The sequence below is a fragment of the Arthrobacter sp. ASL1 genome (assembly GCF_056680475.1).
On record NZ_CM155284.1, the window covers coordinates 1,908,207 to 1,930,487 of the forward strand.

The 22,281-nt window shown below is 67.5% G+C and carries 20 protein-coding genes; 10 read left to right on the forward strand and 10 right to left on the reverse strand.

Features of this window, described 5'->3' with window-relative positions; all coding sequences use genetic code 11:
• Positions 1–44: 44 nt before the first annotated feature.
• From AC1MEQ_RS09010 to AC1MEQ_RS09025, 4 genes are all read left to right on the forward strand, one after another.
• Positions 45–1,676, forward strand: a complete 1,632-nt coding sequence (locus AC1MEQ_RS09010) for an amidohydrolase (RefSeq protein ID WP_479795883.1) — start codon at positions 45–47, stop codon at positions 1,674–1,676.
• Between the two features lie 61 nt (positions 1,677–1,737).
• On the forward strand, positions 1,738–2,712 hold the full coding sequence (locus AC1MEQ_RS09015) for an ABC transporter substrate-binding protein (protein ID WP_479795885.1): 975 nt from the start codon (positions 1,738–1,740) through the stop codon (positions 2,710–2,712).
• Between the two features lie 9 nt (positions 2,713–2,721).
• Positions 2,722–3,705 (forward strand): amino acid ABC transporter permease, encoded by a 984-nt coding sequence (locus AC1MEQ_RS09020; RefSeq protein WP_479795887.1) that lies wholly within the window; start codon positions 2,722–2,724, stop codon positions 3,703–3,705.
• Positions 3,702–4,517: an amino acid ABC transporter ATP-binding protein gene (locus tag AC1MEQ_RS09025; protein WP_479795889.1), complete on the forward strand. Its 816-nt coding sequence runs from the start codon at positions 3,702–3,704 to the stop codon at positions 4,515–4,517. Before AC1MEQ_RS09020 ends, AC1MEQ_RS09025 begins: the two co-directional genes overlap by 4 nt.
• Before the next feature lie 62 nt (positions 4,518–4,579).
• Here AC1MEQ_RS09025 and AC1MEQ_RS09030 read toward each other — a convergent pair whose 3' ends face one another.
• Complete coding sequence (locus AC1MEQ_RS09030; protein WP_479795891.1) at positions 4,580–5,152, reverse strand: DUF4396 domain-containing protein; 573 nt, start codon at positions 5,150–5,152, stop codon at positions 4,580–4,582.
• Between the two features lie 68 nt (positions 5,153–5,220).
• Positions 5,221–5,394, reverse strand: a complete 174-nt coding sequence (locus AC1MEQ_RS09035; protein ID WP_479795893.1) for a DUF1541 domain-containing protein — start codon at positions 5,392–5,394, stop codon at positions 5,221–5,223.
• A 424-nt stretch (positions 5,395–5,818) separates the two neighbouring features.
• Here AC1MEQ_RS09035 and AC1MEQ_RS09040 point away from each other — a divergent pair, with 424 nt between their 5' ends.
• The gene (locus AC1MEQ_RS09040; RefSeq protein ID WP_479796096.1) at positions 5,819–7,564 is read left to right on the forward strand and encodes an MDR family MFS transporter; all 1,746 of its coding nucleotides are present in this window, start codon (positions 5,819–5,821) and stop codon (positions 7,562–7,564) included.
• A gap of 1 nt (position 7,565) precedes the next feature.
• Positions 7,566–8,093, forward strand: coding sequence for a MarR family winged helix-turn-helix transcriptional regulator (locus tag AC1MEQ_RS09045; RefSeq protein WP_479795897.1), 528 nt, complete (start codon positions 7,566–7,568; stop codon positions 8,091–8,093).
• Between the two features lie 72 nt (positions 8,094–8,165).
• Here the strand turns inward: AC1MEQ_RS09045 and AC1MEQ_RS09050 are convergent, their stop codons facing one another.
• Both AC1MEQ_RS09050 and AC1MEQ_RS09055 read right to left on the reverse strand, forming a co-directional pair.
• Positions 8,166–8,963, reverse strand: a complete 798-nt coding sequence (locus AC1MEQ_RS09050) for an IclR family transcriptional regulator (protein WP_479795899.1) — start codon at positions 8,961–8,963, stop codon at positions 8,166–8,168.
• A 66-nt stretch (positions 8,964–9,029) separates the two neighbouring features.
• On the reverse strand, positions 9,030–9,329 hold the full coding sequence (locus AC1MEQ_RS09055; RefSeq protein WP_479795901.1) for a hypothetical protein: 300 nt from the start codon (positions 9,327–9,329) through the stop codon (positions 9,030–9,032).
• 110 nt (positions 9,330–9,439) lie between these two features.
• Here AC1MEQ_RS09055 and AC1MEQ_RS09060 point away from each other — a divergent pair, with 110 nt between their 5' ends.
• A complete protein-coding gene (locus tag AC1MEQ_RS09060; protein WP_479795903.1) occupies positions 9,440–11,380 on the forward strand; it encodes an FAD-dependent monooxygenase in 1,941 nt (646 codons plus the stop codon).
• A gap of 130 nt (positions 11,381–11,510) precedes the next feature.
• Entirely contained in the window at positions 11,511–13,145 is a 1,635-nt protein-coding gene (locus AC1MEQ_RS09065) for a glycoside hydrolase family 10-like protein (protein ID WP_479795905.1), read from the forward strand.
• Between the two features lie 7 nt (positions 13,146–13,152).
• Here AC1MEQ_RS09065 and AC1MEQ_RS09070 read toward each other — a convergent pair whose 3' ends face one another.
• The 3 genes from AC1MEQ_RS09070 to AC1MEQ_RS09080 are packed head-to-tail and all read right to left on the reverse strand — an operon-like array spanning position 13,153 to position 16,987.
• Positions 13,153–14,106, reverse strand: a complete 954-nt coding sequence (locus tag AC1MEQ_RS09070) for an acyl-CoA thioesterase (protein WP_479795907.1) — start codon at positions 14,104–14,106, stop codon at positions 13,153–13,155.
• Positions 14,107–14,156: 50 nt separating this feature from the next.
• Positions 14,157–15,728, reverse strand: a complete 1,572-nt coding sequence (locus tag AC1MEQ_RS09075) for an AbgT family transporter (protein WP_479795910.1) — start codon at positions 15,726–15,728, stop codon at positions 14,157–14,159.
• Positions 15,725–16,987 carry a M20 metallopeptidase family protein gene (locus AC1MEQ_RS09080; RefSeq protein WP_479795911.1) on the reverse strand — a complete coding sequence of 421 codons (1,263 nt, stop codon included), beginning with the start codon at positions 16,985–16,987 and terminating at the stop codon, positions 15,725–15,727. The genes AC1MEQ_RS09075 and AC1MEQ_RS09080 overlap by 4 nt, the downstream gene beginning before the upstream one ends.
• Positions 16,988–17,119: 132 nt before the next feature.
• Here AC1MEQ_RS09080 and AC1MEQ_RS09085 point away from each other — a divergent pair, with 132 nt between their 5' ends.
• On the forward strand, positions 17,120–18,106 hold the full coding sequence (locus AC1MEQ_RS09085) for an Lrp/AsnC family transcriptional regulator (RefSeq protein ID WP_479795912.1): 987 nt from the start codon (positions 17,120–17,122) through the stop codon (positions 18,104–18,106).
• 25 nt (positions 18,107–18,131) lie between these two features.
• On the opposite strand, the gene AC1MEQ_RS09090 is transcribed toward AC1MEQ_RS09085, so the two are convergent.
• Together AC1MEQ_RS09090 and AC1MEQ_RS09095 are read right to left on the reverse strand one after the other, a co-directional pair.
• Complete coding sequence (locus AC1MEQ_RS09090) at positions 18,132–18,950, reverse strand: SDR family oxidoreductase (RefSeq protein WP_479795913.1); 819 nt, start codon at positions 18,948–18,950, stop codon at positions 18,132–18,134.
• Positions 18,951–18,963: 13 nt separating this feature from the next.
• Positions 18,964–20,562: a succinic semialdehyde dehydrogenase gene (locus AC1MEQ_RS09095; protein WP_479795914.1), complete on the reverse strand. Its 1,599-nt coding sequence runs from the start codon at positions 20,560–20,562 to the stop codon at positions 18,964–18,966.
• Positions 20,563–20,632: 70 nt separating this feature from the next.
• On the opposite strand from AC1MEQ_RS09095, the gene AC1MEQ_RS09100 reads away from it, so the two are divergent.
• Positions 20,633–21,217: a TetR/AcrR family transcriptional regulator gene (locus tag AC1MEQ_RS09100; RefSeq protein ID WP_479795915.1), complete on the forward strand. Its 585-nt coding sequence runs from the start codon at positions 20,633–20,635 to the stop codon at positions 21,215–21,217.
• A gap of 23 nt (positions 21,218–21,240) precedes the next feature.
• On the opposite strand, the gene AC1MEQ_RS09105 is transcribed toward AC1MEQ_RS09100, so the two are convergent.
• A complete protein-coding gene (locus AC1MEQ_RS09105) occupies positions 21,241–22,152 on the reverse strand; it encodes a LysR family transcriptional regulator (RefSeq protein WP_479795916.1) in 912 nt (303 codons plus the stop codon).
• Positions 22,153–22,281 lie beyond the last annotated feature (129 nt).

The window sequence follows — 22,281 nt, forward strand, 5'->3', positions numbered from 1 at the left end:
GGAACTTAGCGGAATGACGCACGGATCTGCGCAGAGGATTAGGAATGCTTCAGCAACACCTGTACGTCAACGCCACCTTCCACACGCAGTGGGCGGGACGCCCCCGGGCGACGGCATTGTTGGCGCGCGGCGAACGGATCCTCGCCGTCGGCACTCCCGAAGAGCTCCGGGCCCACGCGACCGGCCCCCTGGAAACCGTCGACCTGGGCGGGGCAACTGTCATCCCCGGCCTCACCGATGCCCATATCCACACGGCAAATTACGCCCGCGAGATCTCGGCGTTGGATCTACGTCGGGTCACCGGGCTGTCAGATGCGCTGGCCAGGATCCGCGCGTACGCCCATACCCTGCCCGAGGGCGCCTGGATCTTCGGCGGCCGCTGGGATTTCAACACCTGGGACGTCCCCGTCCAACCGGACCGGGCGGCCCTGGATGCGGCCACCGGTTCGCATCCGGCGGCGCTGCCCAGTGTCGACGGGCATACCGTCTGGGCGAACTCGGCAGCACTCGCCGCCGTCGGCATCGATGCCAGTACCCCGGATCCTGTCGGCGGGGAGATCGTGCGCGGACCGGATGGCGTGCCGACGGGCATCCTGCGCGAGTCCGCCCACGCACCACTCGACGAGATCATGCACAGCGCCGCCGCCGGAGATCTGCAGTCCCAGCTCGTTCTCGCCCAGCGGCGGCTGTTGGCCGTGGGTCTCACGGGCATTCATGATTTCGACGGCGATGAATGCCGCACCGCCTATGCATCCCTGCACGCTAGTGGGCAGTTGCAGCTGCGGGTGCACAAGTCCATCCCGGCCACGTCCCTGGAGCGGGCCATCGACGACGGCTGGGCGACCGGCGACGGCGACGCCTGGCTACGCACCGGGCCGGTCAAGCTCTTCTCCGACGGCGCCCTCGGCTCCCACAGCAGCCATATGGGCCACCCCTTCCCCGGAGAGGGGGACAACACCGGGATCGAGGTCACTCCCTACCTCGACCTGCTCGCATTGGTACGCCGTGCCGCAGGGGCAGGGATCGCGGTGGCCACCCATGCCATCGGCGACCGGGCCAACCAACTGGTCCTGGATGCCTACCAGGACCTCGTCCGTCACCCACTGGACGCCGCACCTGGGCTGCCGGACAGCTCACGACCCACCCGCCAGCGCATGCGTCACCGCATCGAGCACACCCAGCATCTGCGGCCGGAGGATGTCCAGCGGGTGGCGCGCCTGGGCGTCGTCCCCTCCATGCAGCCCACCCACTGCACCACCGACATCCCCCTGGCGTCGACGCTTCTGGCCGGCCGCGACCTGGCCTCCTACGCCTGGCGGTCGCTCATCGACGCCGGCGCGCACCCGGCCTTCGGATCCGACGCGCCGGTCGAGCTCCCCGACCCGCTGCACGGGATCCACGCAGCCGTCACCCGCCAACGCCGCGACGGCGAACCCGCCGGTGGGTGGCAGCCCGGTGAGCGGGTCACCGTCGCCGAAGCCATCGCCGGCTTCACCACGGGGGCCGCGCGCGCCTCCGGGGAGGAAGCCCTCAAGGGCCGCCTGCGGCCCGGAATGCTCGCCGACTTCACCGCCCTGGCCGCCGATCCCTACGCTATCGACCCCCGCGATCTTCACGATCTGCCGGTGACGGCCACCGCCGTTGGCGGCACCCTGCGCTACCGCAAGGACTCGTGACCAGCGTCCATCCTGCTCCCACCCACCCATCACCGCACGAACCGCCACCGAGGAGAACACCATGAACACCACACTCATCCGCAAGATCCGCACTGGGGCCCTGACATCAGCCGCCCTGCTGGCGGTCCTGTCCACCACCGCCTGCGGCGGCCAGTCCCTCTCCGGCAACGATGACGCCGCGGCCGCCGACCCGTCGGCGTTCTCGGCCGCCCCGGCCCCGACCGAGGACCTCGCCGCCTCAACGATCGATGCCATCAAACCCGACGCCGAACTGACCAAGCTCCTGCCCGATGCCGTGCGCAGCGAGGGCCTGCGGATGACGACCTCCGAGGGCTACCCGCCCATGGAACTCTTCGCCAAGGACGGCAAGACCCTCATCGGCGTTGACCCCTCACTGGGCCGGGCCATCGCGAACAAACTCGGCGTCAAGATCAGCATCAAGAACGAGGACTTCAACGCACAGATCCCCGGCATCACCACCGGCCGGTACGACATCATCATGTCCTCGATGACGGACAACGCCGAACGCCGCCAGACCGTCACGTTCGTCGACTACGTGCAGGCCGGCAACGGCTGGGTGGTCAAGAAGGGCAACCCGGAGGGCCTGGGCGACCCCGACACCGCCTGCGGGAAGACCGTTGCCGTCGTCGACAATGGTTCCTCGCTGGCCCTGGCCGAGCAGTTCAACAAGGACTGCAAGGCTGCCGGCAAGGAATCCGTGGAGATCCTGAAGTTCACCGGCGACCAGGATGCCATCCTGCAGGTCCGCAACGGCCGCGCCGATGCCGGCATCAACGACTACCCGGTCGCCGCGTACCGCGCCCAGACCTCGAAGGACGTGCTGGAGGCCGTGGCGATCCCCGGCGACGAGAGCGTCTGGGGCATCGCCATGAAGCAGGACTCCACGGAACTCTCGGCGGCCGTGCAGAAGGCGCTGCAGTCCCTGATCGACGACGGCAGCTACGCGAAGATCCTCGACGCCTGGAACGTACAGAAAATGGCGATCGAGACCGCGACCATCAACGACGGGAAGTAGGGGGACCGCATGAGTCCGGCACTACGCCGCAATCCCCGGCCGACGCAGCTCAGCGGCCCGGACGGCACAGCCGTCCCGGTCATCGCGCTCAAACACCGCGAACGATGGGTCCTCGGCGCGCTGGCGCTGGCCGTGTTCCTCTGGCTCGCCTTCACGATGGCCACCAACCCCAATATCCGTTGGGGAAAGGTCGCCGAGTACCTGTTCTTCCCCAAGATCATCGACGGCATCTGGATCACCCTGATGATTTCCGTCCTGGCGACCGTGCTGGGCCTCGTGCTCGGCGTGGTCCTGGCCGTCATGAAGCTTTCGGCCAACCCGGTGCTGAACTGGCTGTCGACGCTCTACATCTGGTTCTTCCGCGGCACCCCCGTGCTGGTGCAGTTGATCTTCTGGTACAACTTGGCGTTCCTGTTCCCCACGTTGGTCATCAGGATCCCCTTCACCAACATCGGGTACCTGTGGAACACTAATGACGTGATGACCGGCTTCACCGCTGCCCTGCTCGGCCTGGGCCTGAACCTGGCCGCATACTTCGCCGAAACGGTACGGGCCGGCATCCAGGCGGTCGACGCGGGGCAGACCGAGGCTGCCTACGCCCTGGGCATGACCCCGGGAAAGCGGATGCGCAAGATCGTCCTGCCGCAGGCGCTGCGCATCATCATCCCGCCGACCGGCAACGAGTTCATCTCCATGCTCAAGACCACCTCTCTGGTCTATGTCGTCGCCGGCAACGACCTGATGACCAATGCCAGCCAGATCTACAAGCAGAACAACCTGATCATGGAACTGCTGATCGTGGCCTCGCTCTGGTACATGGTCATGACCGCCATCGCCACGTTCTTCCAATCCAAGCTCGAGGCACACTACGGTGCCGACGCGGTTCGCCTGGTACGCAAGCCGGGCGTGCTGCTCAAGACCGTCAGCGGTGCGAAGAGCACCACGCCACGGGCCGCCGACGACGTCGCCGCGGCAGGAAAGGACCTGTCATGAATGACCAGCCCACCGGAGCAATCCGCGACGCGTCCAGCCCGGCAAACCCGGGAAAGCTGCATGTCCAGGCGAGCGGGGTGACCAAGTCCTTCGGCAGCCACCAGGTGCTCACCGGCGTCGACTTCACCGTCGCCTCCGGGGAGGTCAGCTGCATCGTCGGGCCCTCCGGATCCGGAAAGTCGACCTTCCTACGCTGCCTGAACGCGCTGGAGACGTACGACGACGGCACCCTCCTGGTCGAGGACCGGCATGTCGGGTACGAATTCCGCGAGGGACGCTACTACGAATGGAACACGAAGCAGTTCGCGGCCTTCCGCTCGCGCATCGGGATGGTGTTCCAGCGGTTCAACCTCTTCGGGCACTTCTCCGCCGAGGAGAACGTCGCCTGCGCCCTGATGGAAGTGCGCGGCTTCCCCAAGGCGAAGGCGCGGGCCCGGGCGCTGGAGGAACTCGGCCGTGTCGGCCTCGCCGAGCATTCGCACAAGCGCCCCCACCAGCTCTCCGGCGGCCAGCAGCAGCGCGTGGCGATTGCCCGCGCGCTCGCCATGGACCCGGAGATCATGCTCTTCGACGAACCGACGTCGGCTCTTGACCCCGAACTGGTGGACGAGGTGCTCGAGGCCATGAAGGCGCTGGCCCGGGCCGGCATGACGATGGTGGTGGTCACCCACGAGATGGGCTTCGCCCGGGAGGTCGCCGACACGGTGCATTTCTTCGATGAAGGTGCCATCGTCGAGTCTGGACCCCCCGCAGACGTCCTGGCCAACCCGCAAAAGGACAGGACGCGGGCCTTCCTGGCGAAGGTCCTCTGACGACCTCGGTGCCCAGGGGTCCGGGGCCGGATCCTCGGCTGACGGTTGGCTGCCGACCGGGGTCAGCCGAGGAGGGTCCCGAAGGAGGCGACCATCCCCCCGAGCAGGAACGCGCTGATGCCCCAGACGAGGGGCCGGTTGTCCATGGTCGCGTTCTCGCCCAGTGCATGGTGTGTGACCGCATGCCCCTTGCCGCGGCGCAGCAGGGCGCGGTTCACCGGCCAGGCGACGAAGAACGCGATCGTCAGAGCGATCGCCATGGATACCCAGAAAACCGGGTTGAGCAGACCGGCGTTCATGGCTCCGGGGATGAGGAGCATGACCAGGTTGTCGACGATCTCCATGGTCAGGATCGAGAGGGTGTCGGCGGCGAGGACCAGTCCCAACGCCGTGGAGACTGCAATGCCGGCGCGGACAAGGGGCAGCGCCGACAGGGAGTAACCGAAGACGAAGGCCAATCCAATTGACAGGATTGTCGTGGGCAGGTTGGACCAACCGGCCGCGGTGCCCACCAGTAATCCGATGATCTCGCCGATGGAGCATCCCGTCAGGCAGTGCAGCGTCGCACCGACGGCCATCCCCGACATGTCGTGCAGGTGTCCTGCCTCGCTGTCGCCGTGGGGTCCCTCATCCATCCCACCCATCTGATGTCCGTGGTCTTCGCCCATATCGTGCTCCATCGCATTCCTCCTCGGCTTTCCGGCTACTTGGCGGGCTGCAGCTCGTCCTCGGCGACCCACTTGTGGTTCTTCATCATCATGCCGTCGACCTCGTCGTCGACCATATAGACGTTGCCGGTCCAGACAGATGCGTTCTTCGCCGTGGCACCAATCATGCCGGGAATATGGTCGGCCGTCAGCGTGACGTCGGTGCCCACCGGGGACCGACGGTCGGAGCCTTCCGGATTCCATCCGGAGGGGGGCCGCCATCGGCAGCGGACGACGAGGGCGATGCCATGTGGGTGGCGTGCGACCGGTTCGAAGGGTCGGGGTTTCCACCGCTTCCCGCCGCGCACCCGGGCAGGGCGAGGGCCGCGGCGACCACGACACCTGCGGTCCGCCATCTGGTCATGTATGCCATCGTTCCTCCTTGGTTTCGACACAATCCGACCATACCCCTAGGGGGTATCATGGGATCATAGGATGCGCCAAACGGAGATCGGGATCACCTTGAAACTAGTTGTCCTAAGGCAACCACTTCCTATATAGTTGTCTTAGAACAACCATCCCCCTCTTCCCCATGGAGCCTCCTTGTCTTCAGTTTCCACCCCGGAGCGCACGGCCTCGCTGTCCGACTCCGGCATGACCCACCGGCAGGTCATCCAGTCGCTGACCGGCCTGCTCATGGGCATGTTCGTCTCGATCCTCGCCGGCACCGTCGTCTCGACGTCGCTGCCCGTCATCCTCTCCGACCTCCACGGCAGCCAGACCGCCTACACCTGGGTCATCACGGCCACCCTGCTGGCCACCACGATCTCCACGCCCATCTGGGGCAAGCTCGCGGACCTCACCAACCGCAAGCTGCTGCTGCAGCTCTCGCTGCTGATCTTCGTGATCTCCTCGGCCATCGCCGGTTTCTCGCAGGACACCACGATGCTCATCACCATGCGCGTCTTCCAGGGCCTCGGCGCCGGCGGCCTGACCGCCCTGTCCCAGATCGTCATGGCGGACATCATCTCCCCGCGTGAACGCGGCAAGTACATGGGCCTGTTCGGCGCCGTCATGGCGCTGGGCACCGTGGGCGGCCCGCTGATCGGCGGCTTCATCACGGACTCGATCAACTGGCGCTGGAACTTCTTCATCGCCCTGCCCTTCGCTGCCATCGCCATTGTTCTCATCCAGAAGACCCTGCATCTGCCGGCCCAGGCCAAGCGCAAGGTGAGCATCGACTACGCGGGCATCATCCTGCTCTCCACCGGCATCGCCCTGCTGCTGATCTGGGTCTCCCTGGCCGGCAAGGACTTCGAGTGGGCCAGCGCCACCACCGCGTGGATGGTCGGCGGCGCCGTTGTCGCCCTGGCCGCGTTCGTCATCGCAGAATTCAAGGCCGCCGAGCCGATCATCCCGCTGACCATGTTCAAGAACCGCAGCTTCACACTCAGCGTCGTCGGCTCGATCTCCGTCGGTGTCTCCATGTTCGGCACCTCGGTCTTCCTCGCGCAGTACATGCAGCTGGCCCGCGGCGCCAACGCCACCCAGTCCGGCCTGATGACCATCCCGATGATGGCCGGGCTGCTGATCGTCTCCACCGTCGTCGGCGCCATGATCTCCCGCCGCGGCAAGTGGAAGGCCTACATGGTCGTCGGCTCCGTGCTGCAGCTGGCGGGCCTCTACCTGTTGGGGACCATCCACTTCGACACCGACTTCGTGCTGGTCTCGGCCTACATGTTCATCCTGGGCGCGGGCCTGGGCATGGTGATGCAGAACCTCGTGCTCGTGGTCCAGAATGCCGTCGTCCCCGCCGAGATCGGCGTGGCCTCCTCCGGCATCGCGTTCTTCCGCTCCCTGGGCGGCACGATCGGTGTTTCCGTCCTCGGTGCCATCATGGCCACCAAGGTCACCGATCTGATGGGCGAACGCTCTGCCGACCTCAAGGCAGCCATCGCCTCCCTCGGCGCCGGCGGCAAGGACATCGCCGCGACGCTGGCCAGCGGCAACATCCCGGCCGTCCACGCACTGCCGGAGCCGGTACGCCTGGTGATCGAGTCCGCCTACGGCGACGCCGTCGCACATGTCTTCGCGGTCGCCGCACCGCTGAGCATCCTGACGATCCTCGCCATCGTGTTCCTGCCCAACCTGGAGCTCAGCACGCAGACCCGCCACCAGCGCGCCGAGGCCGAAGCCGCAGGAGCCGACGGATCCGCGGCACCTGCCCACCCGGAACTCGAGGCCGCCGAACTGCGCCTGGCCGAGGTCAGCGAGGCAACCATCGCGGTCACCCCGACGCTGGACACCGACGCCATTCCCCTGGTCGCACCCCGCACCCCCGGGAACGACGGCGATGCCCGGCTGGGCTCCGGGGGCGGCACTCCCGGGTACCGTGGCTGAGATGACGAACCTATCCGACCCGTTCGCCGCACCGACGGGCGCCCCGGAAGCCACCCGGGCAGCTCCCGTGGATGCCAGCGCCATGGCCGAGGCGATCGGCGAGGTCGAGAGGCAATTCGGCACGTTGATCGTCTCGGCACGGGCCAGCATCCGCAACCGCGCCGCGGCGATCCACCCCGAGCTGCAGCCCACCGGCTACAAGGTCCTGACCCTGCTCGCCCACCACGGTGCACGGCAGCAGGTCGAACTGGCCGTGGAACTGCAGACGGACAAGGCCATGATGAGCCGCACCATCAAGCAGCTCGGCGCGTTCGGGCTGGTGAAATGCACGGCCGATCCCCATGATGGCAGGGCGAAATTGATCTCGATCACCGAGGATGCCCGGGCGAGGTACGAGACGACCATCGCCGAGTCCCGCCGATTGCTCTATGACCGGCTGGGCAGCTGGGACCAGGCCGAGGTCGAGCGGTTCGCCGAGCTGTTGGCCCGGTTGAACGAGACGAGCAGCGCGGGGACCACTCCCGCCTGACGCACGCCACCTTTTCGGCAGACGGGCCGTGGAACAGGTCAGCCCCGGTCCACGGCCCGTTGGCTTGCGGCGTCATCCGCTGCCGGCAACAAAGTCCGCGAGTTCGGCCTCGACGCGGTCCCGGGCCCGCAAGACCTCCCCGGCCAGCCCGGCATCGAAGACCTGGCGGAAACGCTTTTCGGGTATGGCAACCGTCATTCCGGCCACCAGCGCACCGGAACCGTCATGGACGGCCACGCCCAACGCACTCACACCGTCCTCGGTCCCCTCGAAGTTGGCGGCGAAACCCGTCGAGCGGATGATGGCAAGCTCCTTGGCCAGGGTCCCGAACCACGCCTCGTCGAAGTCCACTCCCCCCATCCCGGCCTCGGCGCGGTAGAGCTGCTCGACCTTCGACGGATCCATCCCGGCCAGTATGGCCTTGCCGCCCGATGCACGTTCGGCGGGCATGACAGCACCTTGCCGATCCCCCACGCGCAGTGGCCGCGTTCCCTCGACCGTCGCGAGGAACCGCACCTCTGTCCCGGCGCGGACCATCAGGTTCACCGCCTCGTCCAGCCGTCCGGCCAGAACGTCGAGGTGCGGCTGGACGCGGCGGCGCAACTCCGCCGTCCAGGAAACCCCCGCGGGGGCGACGCCCAGCGACGGGCCGGGGACGTAGCCTCGGGCGGCGTCCTGCTCGGCGAATCCGCGGTAGACCAGCATGGCCAGCAGCCGATGGGCCGTCGAGGGCGACACCCCGAGTTCCGTAGCTGCCTCGCTGAGCCGGATACGACCGAAATCCCGCAGCATCTCCAGCAGCGCCAGGGCATGGTCCACGGAGTCCACCGGATAAGCGGGCTTCTTGCGGTGGATCCGACGTTTCTGCACAACAGGATCCTACGGGTAGGACCGGCCGCCGTCGGCCGGCCCCACCGTTGCCAAACCTCGTCGGCCTCAGCATGGACGGGTTCCTGAGAGCGGTGCAGGCCGAAACCAGCTCAACAGCGCAGCGGGCAGTGCGGCGATCGTCACGACGAGGTAGGCATGGCTGAATCCCGCCCCGAGGGCTTCCAGGACCAGCGCGCCGGCGCCCGCGCCGGGGGCGCCCTGCTGCAGGTTGTTCACCGCGATCGCCCCGCCACCCTGGGCGATGCCCATGGCCGGGCCGAATTCCGCGGGCGGGAGTCCCGCACTGGACAGGGCGTCAATCAGTTGCCGTCCTGCCGTGCTGAGCGCAATGGCACCGACCAGCACCGGCCTCGTAAATTCTGCTGTGCAGAAACTTATAGGGTCCGCCCCACCCTTCCCCTACGGTCACCGTGAGGCACGCAACACCACCAACCAGCACCGGGAGCACCACCAGCATGCAGTTCTACGAAAACGGCTACCGCACCGGCGACCCCGAACTGCGTCCCACGGCGACGGGCCGCCCTGACCCGCGCGATGCCGGACTCGCCCGCGAGGTCGACGTCCTGGTCGTCGGCACCGGACCGGCCGGGCTGGTCCTGGCAGCCCAACTCGCCGAATTCCCGGACATCAGCACGCTGGTGGTCGAACGCGGCGACGGGCCCCTGCAGCTGGGCCACGCGGACGGCGTGGCCTGCCGGACCATCGAGACGTTCAACGCGTTCGGCCTTGCCGAGCGGCTGGTCCGAGAGGGCTACTGGGTCAACGAGGCGGTCTTCTGGCGCCCCGACGAGACGGACCGCACGCGGATCACGCGCAGCGGCCGGGTCCAGGACGTCGCCGACGGGCTCTCCGAATACCCGCACGTCATCATCAACCAGGCCCGGCTGCAGGACTTCCTGCTCGACTACATGCGCAAATCCCCCAGCCGCCTGGAACCCGACTACGCGCTCGAGGTCACCCACGTCGAGATCGATGACGACGGCGACCATCCGGTCCGCGCCACCCTGCGCCGCACCACTGACGACGGCGGGACGGAGGAGATCGCAGTGCGCGCCAAGTACGTGGTCGGCTGCGACGGCGCCCGCAGTGCAGTGCGCCGCTCGATCGGCGCCCAGATGCAGGGCGATGCCCGCAACCATGCCTGGGGCGTGCTCGACATCCTGGCCACCACCGACTTCCCGGACATCCGCTTCAAGGCGGCGATCCAGTCGGCCGACGGCGGCAACATCCTCCTCATCCCGCGGGAGGGCGGCTACATGATCCGGCTGTATGTGGACCTGGGCCAGCTGGACCCAACCGACCGCGATGCCCGCGGGCGCTTTACCGCGGACCAGCTGATCGATACCGCCCGGCGGATCCTGCACCCCTACACGCTCGACGTGCAGGAAATCGCCTGGTGGTCCGTCTACGAGGTCGGCCAGCGCATCGCCGACCGCTTCGACGACGTCCTGCCGCGCGACCGCGGCACCCGCAGCCCACGGGCCTTCATCGCCGGTGATGCCTGCCACACGCATTCGGCCAAGGCCGGACAGGGCATGAACGTCTCGATGCAGGATGGCTTCAACCTGGGCTGGAAGCTCGCCGCCGTCCTGCAGGACCGCAGCCCCGCGTCCCTGCTGGACACCTACTCCGCCGAGCGCCGGGTCATCGCCCAGGAGCTCATCGACTTCGACATCGAATGGTCCCGCACCATGGGGGCCAAACCCGCAGACCCCGATAATCCCGGGGCCGGGGGCGTGGATCCGGCAGAAGTCCAGCGCCAGTTCGTGCAGGCCGGGCGGTTCACTGCCGGCTTCGGCACCCGGTACACGCCCTCGATGCTCACCGGCCCGGACCACCACCAGCAGCTGGCCTCGGGTTTCCCCGTCGGCGAGCGCTTCCACTCGGCACCCGTGCGGCGCATCGCCGACGGCAGGCCGCTGGGTCTGGGGCACGTGGCACGGGCCGACGGCCGCTGGCGCCTCTACATCCTGGCCGATGCGGCCCGCCCGGACGACGGTGGATCGGCGGCTTCTGGCTTGCTGGATTTCCTGGCCACCTCCGGGGATTCACCCCTACAGCGGTTCACGCCCGCGGGCGCGGAGCCGGATGCGGTGTTCGATGTGCGGGCCGTCTACCAGCAGGGCAACCGGGACGTCTCCGTGGACCAACTGCACCCGCTGCTGCTACCGGCCACGGGTGCGCTCGGTCTGACCGACTACGAGAAGGCGTTCACCGCCGATCCCGTCTCCGGCGAGGACATCTTCGACGTCCGGGGGATCGACCGCACCCGCGGCGCCCTCGTGGTGGTGCGCCCCGACCAGTACGTCGCACACGTCCTCCCCCTGGACGCCCACGACGAACTGGCCGGCTTCTTTGAGCAGATCCTGCACGTGGCGGTCCCCTCCACCGTCTGAACGGGCGCCCTGGGTCCGCGGCTTTCCCCGGGCACCTACCGTCACCGCCGACACGGGTGTAAAATCCGTGTCAACCGGTGCCCTGGTTCCGGAAGGATCCGCTCCAGGAGCCGTCGTCGGAGGCCCTGCCATGGATCAGCTACCCGTCGTTCGAGAACGTCCCACCCGGAGAACGGTCCTGTCCGCGGCGGTCGTTGCCGGGGCCGCGCTGGCCACCGGACTGCCCATATCCCCTGCCAACGCGGCGGTCACCCGCAACAAGGTCTACACCGTCTCCGGCCGCAACTCCGGTGCCAGCGCGGTCTACCCGCGGAGCGAATTCCGCGGCCTCTGGGTCGCCAGCGTGGTCAACATCGACTGGCCGTCGAAGGCCGGGCTCAGCGTGTCCACGCAACAGTCCGAACTGCGCTCGATCCTGGACCTCGCCGTCGCACGCAACCTGAACGCAGTGCTGTTGCAGGTCCGTCCTGCGGCCGACCGGATGTGGCGGGCCACCCTGGGCGAACCGTGGTCGCGCTACCTCACCGGCACGCAGGGAAAGGACCCCGGCTACGACCCCCTGGCCTACGCCATCAGCGAGGCGCACCGCCGCGGCCTCGCCCTGCACGCCTGGATCAACCCCTTCCGGGTGGCGATGGACACGAGCCTGTCATCCCTGGTGGCCGACCACCCGGCCCGCAAGCACCCCAGCTGGTCCTTTGCCTACGGTGGCCGCCGATACTACAACCCGGGAATTCCCGCGGTGCGCGCCTATATCAGCTCCGTCGTCGTCGATCTCGTCAAACGCTACGATGTGGACGGCATCCACTTCGACGACTACTTCTACCCCTATCCGGTCGCCGGTGCCGGCATTCCGGACGGTGCCGCCTATGCCGCCTACCGCGGCTCCTGGACAACGGTCGCCCGGTGGCGGATCGACAACATCAACCTGTTCGTGCGCGACACCTACGCCGCCATCAAGGCGGCCAAGCGCCGGGTGGTCTTCGGCATCGGACCGTTCGGGATCTGGCGCAACAACACCAGCACCTCCCTCGGCTCGGCCACGAGCGGGTTGGAGAGCTACTCGGCGCTCTACAGCGACACCCGCCGCTGGGTCCGCGACGGCTGGGTGGACTACATCCTCCCCCAGCTCTACTGGTACCAGGGGTACAAGCCGGCGGACTACAACGTGCTGGTCAGCTGGTGGGCCAAGCAGGTCACCGGGACCACTGTGAAGCTCTTCACGGGCGAGGCCGCCTACAAGGTCGGTGACCCCGCGACGGCAGCCTGGCGGGACCCGAATGAGCTACGCGACCACCTCACTCGGGGACGCTCCCTGCCCGCGGTGCGTGGCCAGGCGTACTACAACACCACGGCGTTCCGGGCGAACAAGATCAACGCCATCGGCATCCTCAAGGCCCGCCACTATGCCCGACCGGCGCTGCCGGTGCAGTTTGCCCAGCTGAATGCGTCCCGCCCCTACACGCCCGTCATCACCCGGGCGGTCCGGGAGGGCACCGGCGTCCGACTGACGTGGCTCTCCAGCTCCAACGGCGAACCGATCAAGCACATCGCCATCTGGCGGTGGGAGTCGACCGGCTCCGTGGTGCCCTACATCCAGTCCACCGCCACGAATCTCCGCGCCGTCCGACGCCGTACGGCGGCGACCCAGTCGTGGCTCGACGCCGGCGCGGTCCCCGGGCACACGTACTGGTACATGATCCAGTCCGTGACCCAAACGGGGACCGACTCCGCGCGCGCCAGCGCCATCTTCATCCGCGCTTGAGGTCGGCTCAGTAGACCCGCGCGGAGGCGAACTGCAGCGGTTCCAGCTCGCTGCGGAGGCGGACGAGATCGACCGCGTGAGCGTCCAGGGCACGGTCCTCATCGCTGACGGGGACCAGCTGCGGGACCGCGGAGGCGCGGCCCTGGTCGTCCCGGGTCACGAATACGCTCATGCACTGCGTGGTTTCGCGCCAGTCAACGGAGCGCGGATCGCGGGCCCTGACGTGCACGGCGATGTGCATGCTGTGCGGGCCGGTGTGGATCAGCCGCGCCTCAAGTTCGACGACGTCGCCAATGTGGATGGGATTCAGGAAGTGGATGCCACCGGAGTAGACGGCCACCGCGTCGTCACCACACCACCCCATCGCACAGGCGCGGGCCACCTCGTCGATCCAGCGCATGACGATTCCGCCATGGGCATTGCCGCCCCAGTTCACGTCGGTGGGCGAGGCCAGGAACCTGAACCGTTGCCTCGGCGTCGTCCCCGCGTCCGTGTACTCCTGGGCGCGCATGAGGTCGCGGATGCCCGACCGGGCCACGATGCGTTCGGCCGCACCCCGGGAGAGCTGCTCCGACTCGGGGTCGGAGGGCCGCCACGGGGGCACCGGCGTGGGACGGCGTTGCTCGTCCATTGCGACGAAGGCCAGGATGCAGTCCATCGCCGGGCGGAAGACCCGCTCCCGGATGTCGGCCGCATCGACGGTGACCACGACCTGCATGCTGCTGCGTCCGGTGTGGACGATGCGTGCGGTGACCTCTATCAGGTCGCCGTTGCGGATCGGCCGGGTGAAGTGCACGTTCCCGACGTAGGCGGTGACGCAATAGCCGCCGCTGTAGCCCACGGCGCAGGCGTACCCGGCCTTGTCGATCCACTCGAGCACCCGCCCGGCCTGGACGGTGACACCGTCTTCGGACACATCGGTCGGTGCGGCGAGGAAGCGCAGCGTCATCACGTCGTTCATGAGGACATGCTATCGATGCGTTCCCCCGCCAGGCTTACCCGGGCCCGGGGCTAACGCTCCAGGAAGATCCCGTTTCCCGGCCCCAACGGCAGGTCCAGGAAGAAGAACACGCTCAGGACGCCGACCCACGCGACCCAGAAGGGGATGACGAACGGCAGCATGCGCGCCATCAAGGTGCCCAGCCCCGCCTGGGGTTCATATTTGCGCAGCATCGTCAGCAGCACGATCATGTACGGGTTCAACGGCGTGATCACCTGGGTCGCCGAGTCCCCGACCCGGAAGGCCGCCTGGATGAAGGCCGGCTCGTATCCCAGCAGCACGAAGAGCGGGACGAAGACCGAGGCCATCAGCGTCCACATGGCCGACCCCGAAATGATGAAGAGGTTCAGCACCGAGGCCAGCATGATGAAGGCGATGATCGCCGGATACCCGGTGAGTCCGATCGATTCCAGCCCACCAGCCCCGGCGACCGCGATCCACTGGCCGATGCCCGACCAGTTGAATAGGGCGATGAACTGCCCCAGGATGAACGCCAGCACCAGGAATCCGGTCATGTCGCGGACCGCCTCGCCCATCACCCTCGGCACGTCCTTGCCGTGGCGGATGGTGCCGACCAACCGCCCGTAGACGAGGCCCGGGACCGTGAACATGCAGAACACGATGAAGACAATGGATTGCAGCAGTGGCGACTTGGGCAGGAAGCCACCGTCCTCGTTGCGCCACGGAGACCCCGGAACCAGGGCGGCGACCACCATCAGCACCGCCAGCACGACGCCGGAAAGCATGGCCATTTTCAGGGCCCGCGATTCGCTGCTGGTCAGATCGGGGTCCAGGGTCCCGAACTCCTCGACCTCGCCGGTTTCGGCGTCCCGCTGTTCCGTGGGCACCCCCTGGCGGGTCAGCCGCGGTTCCAGGATCCGGTCGATGATGAATCCGGCCAGGAGCATGAGGATGAAGGAGGAGACGATGTTGAAGAAGAGGTTCGAGACCGGTGTGACCACGGCGCCGGCGTTGGGCATCGACGCGGTGACCGCCGTCGTGATCCCCGAGAACAGTGCGTCCAGGCTGGTGACCAGGAAGTTGGTTGAGTAGCCCGCGCCGGCGGCGGCGAACCCACCCATCAGCCCGGCCACGGGATGGCGTCCGGCGGCCTTGAACACGAGGGCTGCCAGCGGTGGGATGACGACGAAGGCGGCATCGGCCATGATGGACCCGGTCACCCCGACGACCCCGACGGCGTAGGGCAGGGCCCATCGGGGTGCAGAGCCGAAGCCCTTGCGGATCAGGGCGGCCAGGAGACCCGACTTTTCCGCGACCCCCACGGCCAGCAGGATCGGCAATACGGTGGCCAGGGGCGGGAACCCCAGGTAGTTGGTGCCGATGTTGGTGGTCAGCCAGGTCAGGCCCTCGGCGGTGAACAGGCCCTTGATGGCGGTGACCTCGTCACTGCCGGGAAGCTGGACGCTGACGTGGGCCCACGACATGGCGGTCGAGGCCACCGCCGTGAGGGCGAAGAGGATCAGGAAGAGCATGAAGGGGTCCGGCAGCTTGTTGCCGATCCGTTCGATGCCGGAGAGGAACCGGTCCATTCCCCCGGGGCGCTTGGTGGTCAGCGTGCTCACTTCGTGCCCGCCCCTTCGACGATCTGCCCGCGGGATTCCGTGGCGAGCTGCTGCAAGCGGGACTCGGCCAGCTGCGCATAGAGTGCAGCACCGTCGGCCAGCACCCCGTCGTCGTACATCGCATAGGGGGAATGGTTGAACTCGACGGCGTCCAGATCGGCCCCGGGGGCCGCCGCTCCGAGGCCGACGAAGGCCCCCGGGACATGCTGGAGCACCCGGGAGAAGTCCTCGGAGGCGGCCAGCGGTTGTTTCATGCTGATCATCCGCCCCCGCCCAAACAGTTCACTGGCTGTCGCGTCCACGAAACGGGCCTCGGCGTCGTTGTTGATGGTCGCCGGATAGCGTGGACGGAATTCGACGTCGGCATCCAAGCCATGGGCGCGGGCGATTCCCCCCAGCAGTTGGGGCGCGAGTTCCTGGAGGCGCTCTCGGGACGCCGCGGAGAAAGTGCGGACGCTGGCCTCGAAGTAGGCCGAGTCGGGGATGACGTTTGACGCCGTCCCGGCGCGGAGCAGTCCGACCGTGATGACGACGGGGTCGAAGATGTCGAACTGCCGGGTCACCGCAACCTGGAGGGCCGAGATCATCTCGGTGACCACGGCGATGGGGTCCTTGGCCTTGTAGGGGGCCGACCCGTGGCCGCCGGTGCCCCGGACGGTGACGATGAGCGTGTCGGAGGCCGACATCATGATGCCGGGGCGCGTCACGAAGGTCCCGTGGTCGACGAGCCCGGAGAACACGTGCATGCCGAAGGCTGCGTCGGCCCGCCGGCCGGCCAGGTCGAGGATGCCCTCATCGATCATGTGCCCTGCACCGTTGAGGCCTTCCTCACCGGGCTGGAACATGAAGACGACGTCACCGGGGAGCCGGTCCCGGCGCGCGGCCAACAAATGGGCGGCGCCGGTGAGCATGGCGGTGTGCAGGTCATGCCCGCAGGCGTGCATGGCCCCCTCGACCCTGGAGGCATAGGGCACGTCGGCGCGTTCCTGCACGGGCAGGCCGTCCATGTCCCCGCGCAGCAGCACGACCGGGCGGTCGCGATCCTTCGGCTCCTGCTGGTTTCCGGTCCCCCGGAGCACGGCGCCGATCGACGTCAGTCCGCGACCCAGCGTGGTCTCGAGGGGGAGGTCGTCCAGTGCGGTCAGAACCCTGTCCTGGGTACGGGGCAGGTCGAGTCCGATTTCAGGTTCCTGGTGCAGCGCATGGCGCAGCCGGACCAGCTCCGGCTTCATCTGGGTGGCGGTCTCGAGGTACGTCATGCAGCAGTCCTTACGTGAGGTGGATCTCAGTCCGGACGAGCGTATGTGTTGGCTGTAGATTGGATCCGAAATCACTGGAAAACTGCACGCAGGCAGCGTTCTGGAAACGAATACTGCACGGGAGGCCATATCGTGGACGTCACCGAAGACGACCTGGAACTCATCCACGCCCTGCAGATCGCCCCGCGCGTGAGCTGGAGCGATGCAGCGAGGATCCTCGATTCCCACCCCACGACGCTGGCCTCGCGGTGGCAACGGCTGCGGTCCGCGGGCCTGTCCTGGGTGACCGCCAATACGATCAGCACCTCCATGGAATCGACGCTGTCGTTCTTCGATCTCGAGTGCACCCTGGCCGGGCGCGATGAGGTCATCCGCTCCCTCTGCGCGATGCGCGAAGTCGTCTCGGTGCTCGAATCGGCCCGCAATCGGGACCTGATGCTCATCGTCCAGACCGAGTCGCTCGCGGCGCTCGGCAGCCGGGTGGTGCCGCAGATCGCCGGCATTCCGGGGGTCACCAAGTACGAGGCTTCCATCTGCTCCCGCGTCCATTCCGAGGGCCACGTCTGGCGTCTGGACGCCTTGAACCGGAAGCAACGGGCGGCGTTCCAGGCACTCGTCCCATCCACATCCACCCAAACCCGCCCGTTGACACCCGCCGACGAACAGCTGGTGCAGTGCCTGATCCGGGACGGGCGGGCCAGCGCCACCGATATTGCCCGGGACCTGGGGGTCCACCCCACCACGGTCAGCCGGCGCCTGAACCGCTTGCTGGCCAGCAATGTGCTGTCCTTCAGGTGCGAACTGGCCCAACAGGATTCGGCCTTCCCGGTCAGCTGCCAGTGGTTCGCCCGCGTCCCACCCGGCCAGCACGAGCGGGCTGCTGAGGTGCTCCGATCGTTCCCGAACCTCCGGTTGTGCGCCTCCACCACCGGCACCACCAACTTCACCTTCGTCCTCTGGCTGCGGTCCGTGGCGGAGGTGATGGAGGTCGAGCTGGCCCTCACGCAGAAGATCCCCGACATCCGGTTCGCCGAAAGCACCGTGGCCCTGGCCTACCCCAAGCGGGTGGGCTGGCTGCTGGATGAGGCCGGCCGGGCGACCCGCGGCGTGGTGGCCTGAACCCGGCAGGCGACGGCGTCCCCCGTCAGTGTTTGGCGACGTTCCCGGCCCGGCCCACGAAGTGGTCCATGGTGTTGTTCACGCCGAGGAAGTTGGCCAGCTTGTCGAAGACCGGTACCGGCAGCACGCGGGCCGGCGACAGGGCGTGGACCGCCCGCGGCATGATCAGCTGCTTCTTCCCGGCCTCGATGGAGTCCAGCACCCGATTCGCCACGTAGTCCTGCTTGAGGATCGGCAGCAGCAGTGGGAACTTCGTGGCCACGCCCTCGAACATGCCGGTGTCGATGTAGTACGGGCAGACCGCCAGCGAGTTCACCCCCGTGGAGTCCTTGGCCATTTCAACGCGCAGTGATTCGGCGAACCCCAACGCCGCGAACTTGCTCGCCGAATAGTCGGTCTGCTTCGCCACCCCCACCAGGCCGGCGGCGCTGGACACGGTGACGACGGTGCCGTGGCGACGTTCGATCATGCCGCCCAGGAACGCCTTGGTCACCCAGTACAGGGCCAGCACGTTGATCCGGAAGGTCCGCTCGATGGCCTCGTCGGGGGCGTCCATGAGCCGCTTGCCGGTGACGACGCCGGCGTTGTTGACCACGACGTCGACGGGGCCGGTTTCCGCGGCGGCGGTCTGGACGGCTGCACGGTCGGAGACGTCGACGGCGTACGATTCGGCGCTCGCGCCGGTGGCCCGGATCTCGTCCCGGACGGAGTCGCCGGCCGCTGCGTTGAGGTCCCAGATGACGATCCGGGCCCCGCGCCGTGCGGCACCGAGCGCCATGAGGCGCCCGATGCCGCTGCCGGCGCCGGTGATCAGGACGGTTTCATTCTTCAGGGGGTGGCGCATGGTTTCTCCTGGTTCAGCTGAAGCGGTTGAGGATGCGGACGCCAGCGGACAGGACCTGCGACCACCGTTCGTGTCCCAGCCCGGGAGGGCCGCCCACCGGGACGAGTCGTTGGGCCGCGGTGGTCTGCGGCTCGGTGTATTTCCGGAAGCCCTCGGCCCCGTGGCGGCGCCCCATCCCCGAGGCCTTCATCCCGCCCATGGACGATGCGTGGGAGGCCCACGCCGCGGCGTAGCCCTCGTTGATGTTCACGGTCCCGGCCTGCAGGCGGCGGGCCACGGCCGGCCCCCGGCGCCGGGACCAGACGCTGGCATTGAGCCCGTATTCGGTGTCGTTGGCTGCGGTGATGGCCTCCTCGTCCGAGTCGACGCAATACACGCTGACCACCGGTCCGAACGTCTCCTCCCGTGCGACCGCCATCCCGGGCCGGACGTCTGTCAGGACGGTCGGCTCGTGGAAGTAGGGGCCGAGGTCGGGACGCGCCTTGCCGCCGGTGAGCACCGTGGCCCCTAGTTCGACGGCGTCGAGGACGTGGGCCGATACCTTCTGGAGCTGGTCGGGGCCGGCCAACGACCCCATGTCCGGGTCCCATCCGAGTCCGGGTGCCAGGCGCATGGCCCGTACGTGTTCCAGGAAGGCCGGGACGAACGCGTCCCAGGCGTCGCGGTGGACGTAGATCCGCTCGATGCTGATGCAGAGCTGGCCGGAGTTGGAGAAGCAGGCGTTGACGGCGCCGGCCGCAGCCCGTTGGGTGTCGGCATCCGCGAGGACCAGCATCGGGTTCTTGCCACCGAGTTCGGCGGAGAACCCGATCAGCTGCGCCGCGCACGCCTCGGCAACGGCCCGGCCCGTTTCGGTGGACCCGGTGAACATCATGAAGTCGGACCGCTCGATCATGGCCGGGCCGATCCTGGATCCGGCGCCCAGCACGATCTGCATCAGGTCGTCGGGGAGCCCCGCCCGGCGTAGCAGTTCCAACGCGTACAGGGCCGTGTGCGGCGTCTGGGAATCCGGCTTGAGGACGACGGCGTTGCCCGCCAACAAGGCGGGAATCGCATCCCCCGCCGGGAGGGTGAACGGGTAGTTCCACGGGGTGATGATGCCAACGACCCCGCGGGGAACGAAGCGCTCGTGGGTGCGGGTCAGGACCGGGAAGGCTCCGGGCCGACGTCGTTCGCGCAGATGCCCCGGCCCGCTATGGGCAGCATAGCTGGCCCACCGCGAGACGTCGGCGACCTCCTCGAAGGCGCTCAACCTGGCCTTTCCGGTTTCATGCTGGATGACGTCGAGCAAGGCCGAGCGCTCGTCGAGGACGAGTTCGGCGAACCGCCGGAAGACCCCCACCCGGTCGGACATCGGCCGTGCGGCCCAGTCCCGTTGCGCCGCACGGGCCGCACGGAACGCCGCGTCGACGTCCTCGTCGCTGGACAGCGGCAGGCTACCGACGACCGTGTCGTCGAAGGGGCTGCGAATGGTCGTCAAACCGAGCCCGCCGGACGAGGCGACCAGCGCGGCCAGCCGGCCCCCAAGGTGACCGGCTCCGTCTTGGTCCCGGAGATCCGCGGAATCAACTGCGGGATTCGTCCCGTTGGTCATGGGTGTGATGGAGGCCATAATCCTATATTGAACTAAGGTTCGATATGACGCAACCACCATGCACCATCCCAGCCGATACTGTGGGTCCATGGTGGGAATCAAGAAGCCAGAGGGCGAGCGTCGCAGCGACATCGTCAGGGCCGCCAAATCGGTGGCGCTGCACGGCGGCGTCGAGTCGGTGACGGTGAGGACAGTGGCGGCCGAGGCCGGCCTGTCGATCGGCCTGGTCTACTTCTACTACGACTCCAAGGAAGGTCTCCTCCATGCACTGCTGACACGTTTGCTGGAGACCACCTTGGACGGGCCTCCCCCGGGATTCGGCGACAACTTGCGACCATCCGACGCCCTCAACGCGATGATGGCGGAAGAACTTGAGGGACTGCAGACCCAGCGTGGCGAAGTCGACCTCATCTTCCAGTTCTATTTTGCGCGTCACGCCGACGAGTTCCGGGGCCCCATCAACACGGCACTCGATGCATACGCGGCCCGCATGGAACCGATTGCCGCGCGGGTCTCCGACGCCGCAGGTGTGGAGCCGGAAGCCCTGCGCTCGGTGCTTGCATCACTGATCTACGGCGCGGCCATGGACGTCGTTCGTCGACCAGAGGAGTTCAGCGCGGCCCGGCTACTCGGCGTGGTCGCCGGGCTCGCGGCGAGCGTTTCCCGCCACTGAGCCGGCCCTGACCAGCGGGGTTGTCAACGGCCCCAGGACCAATCCTTGCCCGTTTCGACGAGCAGCCGCTGGAATGCGACCTCGGCGGGCGCGCGGACCCGATCGTGACGCTGTGCCAACACGACCCGCCGTGCAGGCACGCTGTGCCCCAGGCGCAGGATGCGCACTCCGGGATGCTGGTTGACCACGGCACTTTGCGGTGCCAAGGCGATCCCCAGCCCCACACTGACCATCGCCTGGGCCTCTTGGTAGTCATTGGCCTGGAAGGAGATCCCGGGGGAGAAACCGGCGGCACGACAGGACCGCTCCAACACCTCGGCCACCGGATGCTCATTGGCCCGCACGATCCATTGCTCGTCGGCCAGCTCCCCCATCCTGACATCCTCGCGCCCAGCTAGGGCATGCTCGGTTCCCACAACCAGCACGGTGGGCTCCTCGAAGACCGGAGTCAGTTCGAACACCGAAGCATCCAACGGGTGCCAGTCGTACTCCCAGAGCAGGCAGAGACCCACCTCTCCCCTGGACAACAGGCCGATCAACCCATCAATGCGGCTACTGCGGACATCAAGTTCGATCGCAGGATATTCACGCCGGAAGCTGCTGATCACCAGCGGCAGAAACGACCCTCCCAGCGTTGGGAACGTGCCGATGCTCAAGCTGCCGCGCTTCAGGCCGGCAATCTGGTCCAGATCGGCGATGGCGGCGTCCATCCTGCTCAGAATGGATCTGGCATGTTCTGCCAGAACGTGGCCGGCATCGGTCGGAACCATGCCACGCGAGCGTCGCTGCAGTAGTGGTTGCCCCACTTCCTCCTCCAGCTTTCGCAATTGCTGGGACACCGCCGACGGCGTGTAGAACAACTCATCGGCGGCAGCGGTCACGGACCCCGCCTCCACGACTTTCAGCAGAACCTGAAGTCTTTTGATATCCAGCACGTCGCCTCCCTTTAGCAATGCTTCAACCTATTGAAGTTCGAAGTTTTTGGCTACATGGCCACAAAGACCCACGGCCGGGCAACCCTGACAGTGTCCGAGAATTCCGCACCGGTCCGCGAGTACATCACC

What these genes read in the sequence shown, in the direction of transcription:
- AC1MEQ_RS09095 (WP_479795914.1), bottom strand. Translation starts at nt 20,562, where the DNA reads ATGGCCTCCATCACACCCATGACCAACGGGACGAATCCCGCAGTTGAT.
- AC1MEQ_RS09060 (WP_479795903.1), top strand. Translation starts at nt 9,440, where the DNA reads ATGCAGTTCTACGAAAACGGCTACCGCACCGGCGACCCCGAACTGCGT.
- AC1MEQ_RS09010 (WP_479795883.1), top strand. Translation starts at nt 45, where the DNA reads ATGCTTCAGCAACACCTGTACGTCAACGCCACCTTCCACACGCAGTGG.
- AC1MEQ_RS09090 (WP_479795913.1), bottom strand. Translation starts at nt 18,950, where the DNA reads ATGCGCCACCCCCTGAAGAATGAAACCGTCCTGATCACCGGCGCCGGC.
- AC1MEQ_RS09080 (WP_479795911.1), bottom strand. Translation starts at nt 16,987, where the DNA reads ATGACGTACCTCGAGACCGCCACCCAGATGAAGCCGGAGCTGGTCCGG.
- AC1MEQ_RS09065 (WP_479795905.1), top strand. Translation starts at nt 11,511, where the DNA reads ATGGATCAGCTACCCGTCGTTCGAGAACGTCCCACCCGGAGAACGGTC.
- AC1MEQ_RS09020 (WP_479795887.1), top strand. Translation starts at nt 2,722, where the DNA reads ATGAGTCCGGCACTACGCCGCAATCCCCGGCCGACGCAGCTCAGCGGC.
- AC1MEQ_RS09070 (WP_479795907.1), bottom strand. Translation starts at nt 14,106, where the DNA reads ATGAACGACGTGATGACGCTGCGCTTCCTCGCCGCACCGACCGATGTG.
- AC1MEQ_RS09040 (WP_479796096.1), top strand. Translation starts at nt 5,819, where the DNA reads ATGACCCACCGGCAGGTCATCCAGTCGCTGACCGGCCTGCTCATGGGC.
- AC1MEQ_RS09025 (WP_479795889.1), top strand. Translation starts at nt 3,702, where the DNA reads ATGAATGACCAGCCCACCGGAGCAATCCGCGACGCGTCCAGCCCGGCA.
- AC1MEQ_RS09100 (WP_479795915.1), top strand. Translation starts at nt 20,633, where the DNA reads ATGGTGGGAATCAAGAAGCCAGAGGGCGAGCGTCGCAGCGACATCGTC.
- AC1MEQ_RS09030 (WP_479795891.1), bottom strand. Translation starts at nt 5,152, where the DNA reads ATGGATGAGGGACCCCACGGCGACAGCGAGGCAGGACACCTGCACGAC.
- AC1MEQ_RS09015 (WP_479795885.1), top strand. Translation starts at nt 1,738, where the DNA reads ATGAACACCACACTCATCCGCAAGATCCGCACTGGGGCCCTGACATCA.
- AC1MEQ_RS09045 (WP_479795897.1), top strand. Translation starts at nt 7,566, where the DNA reads ATGACGAACCTATCCGACCCGTTCGCCGCACCGACGGGCGCCCCGGAA.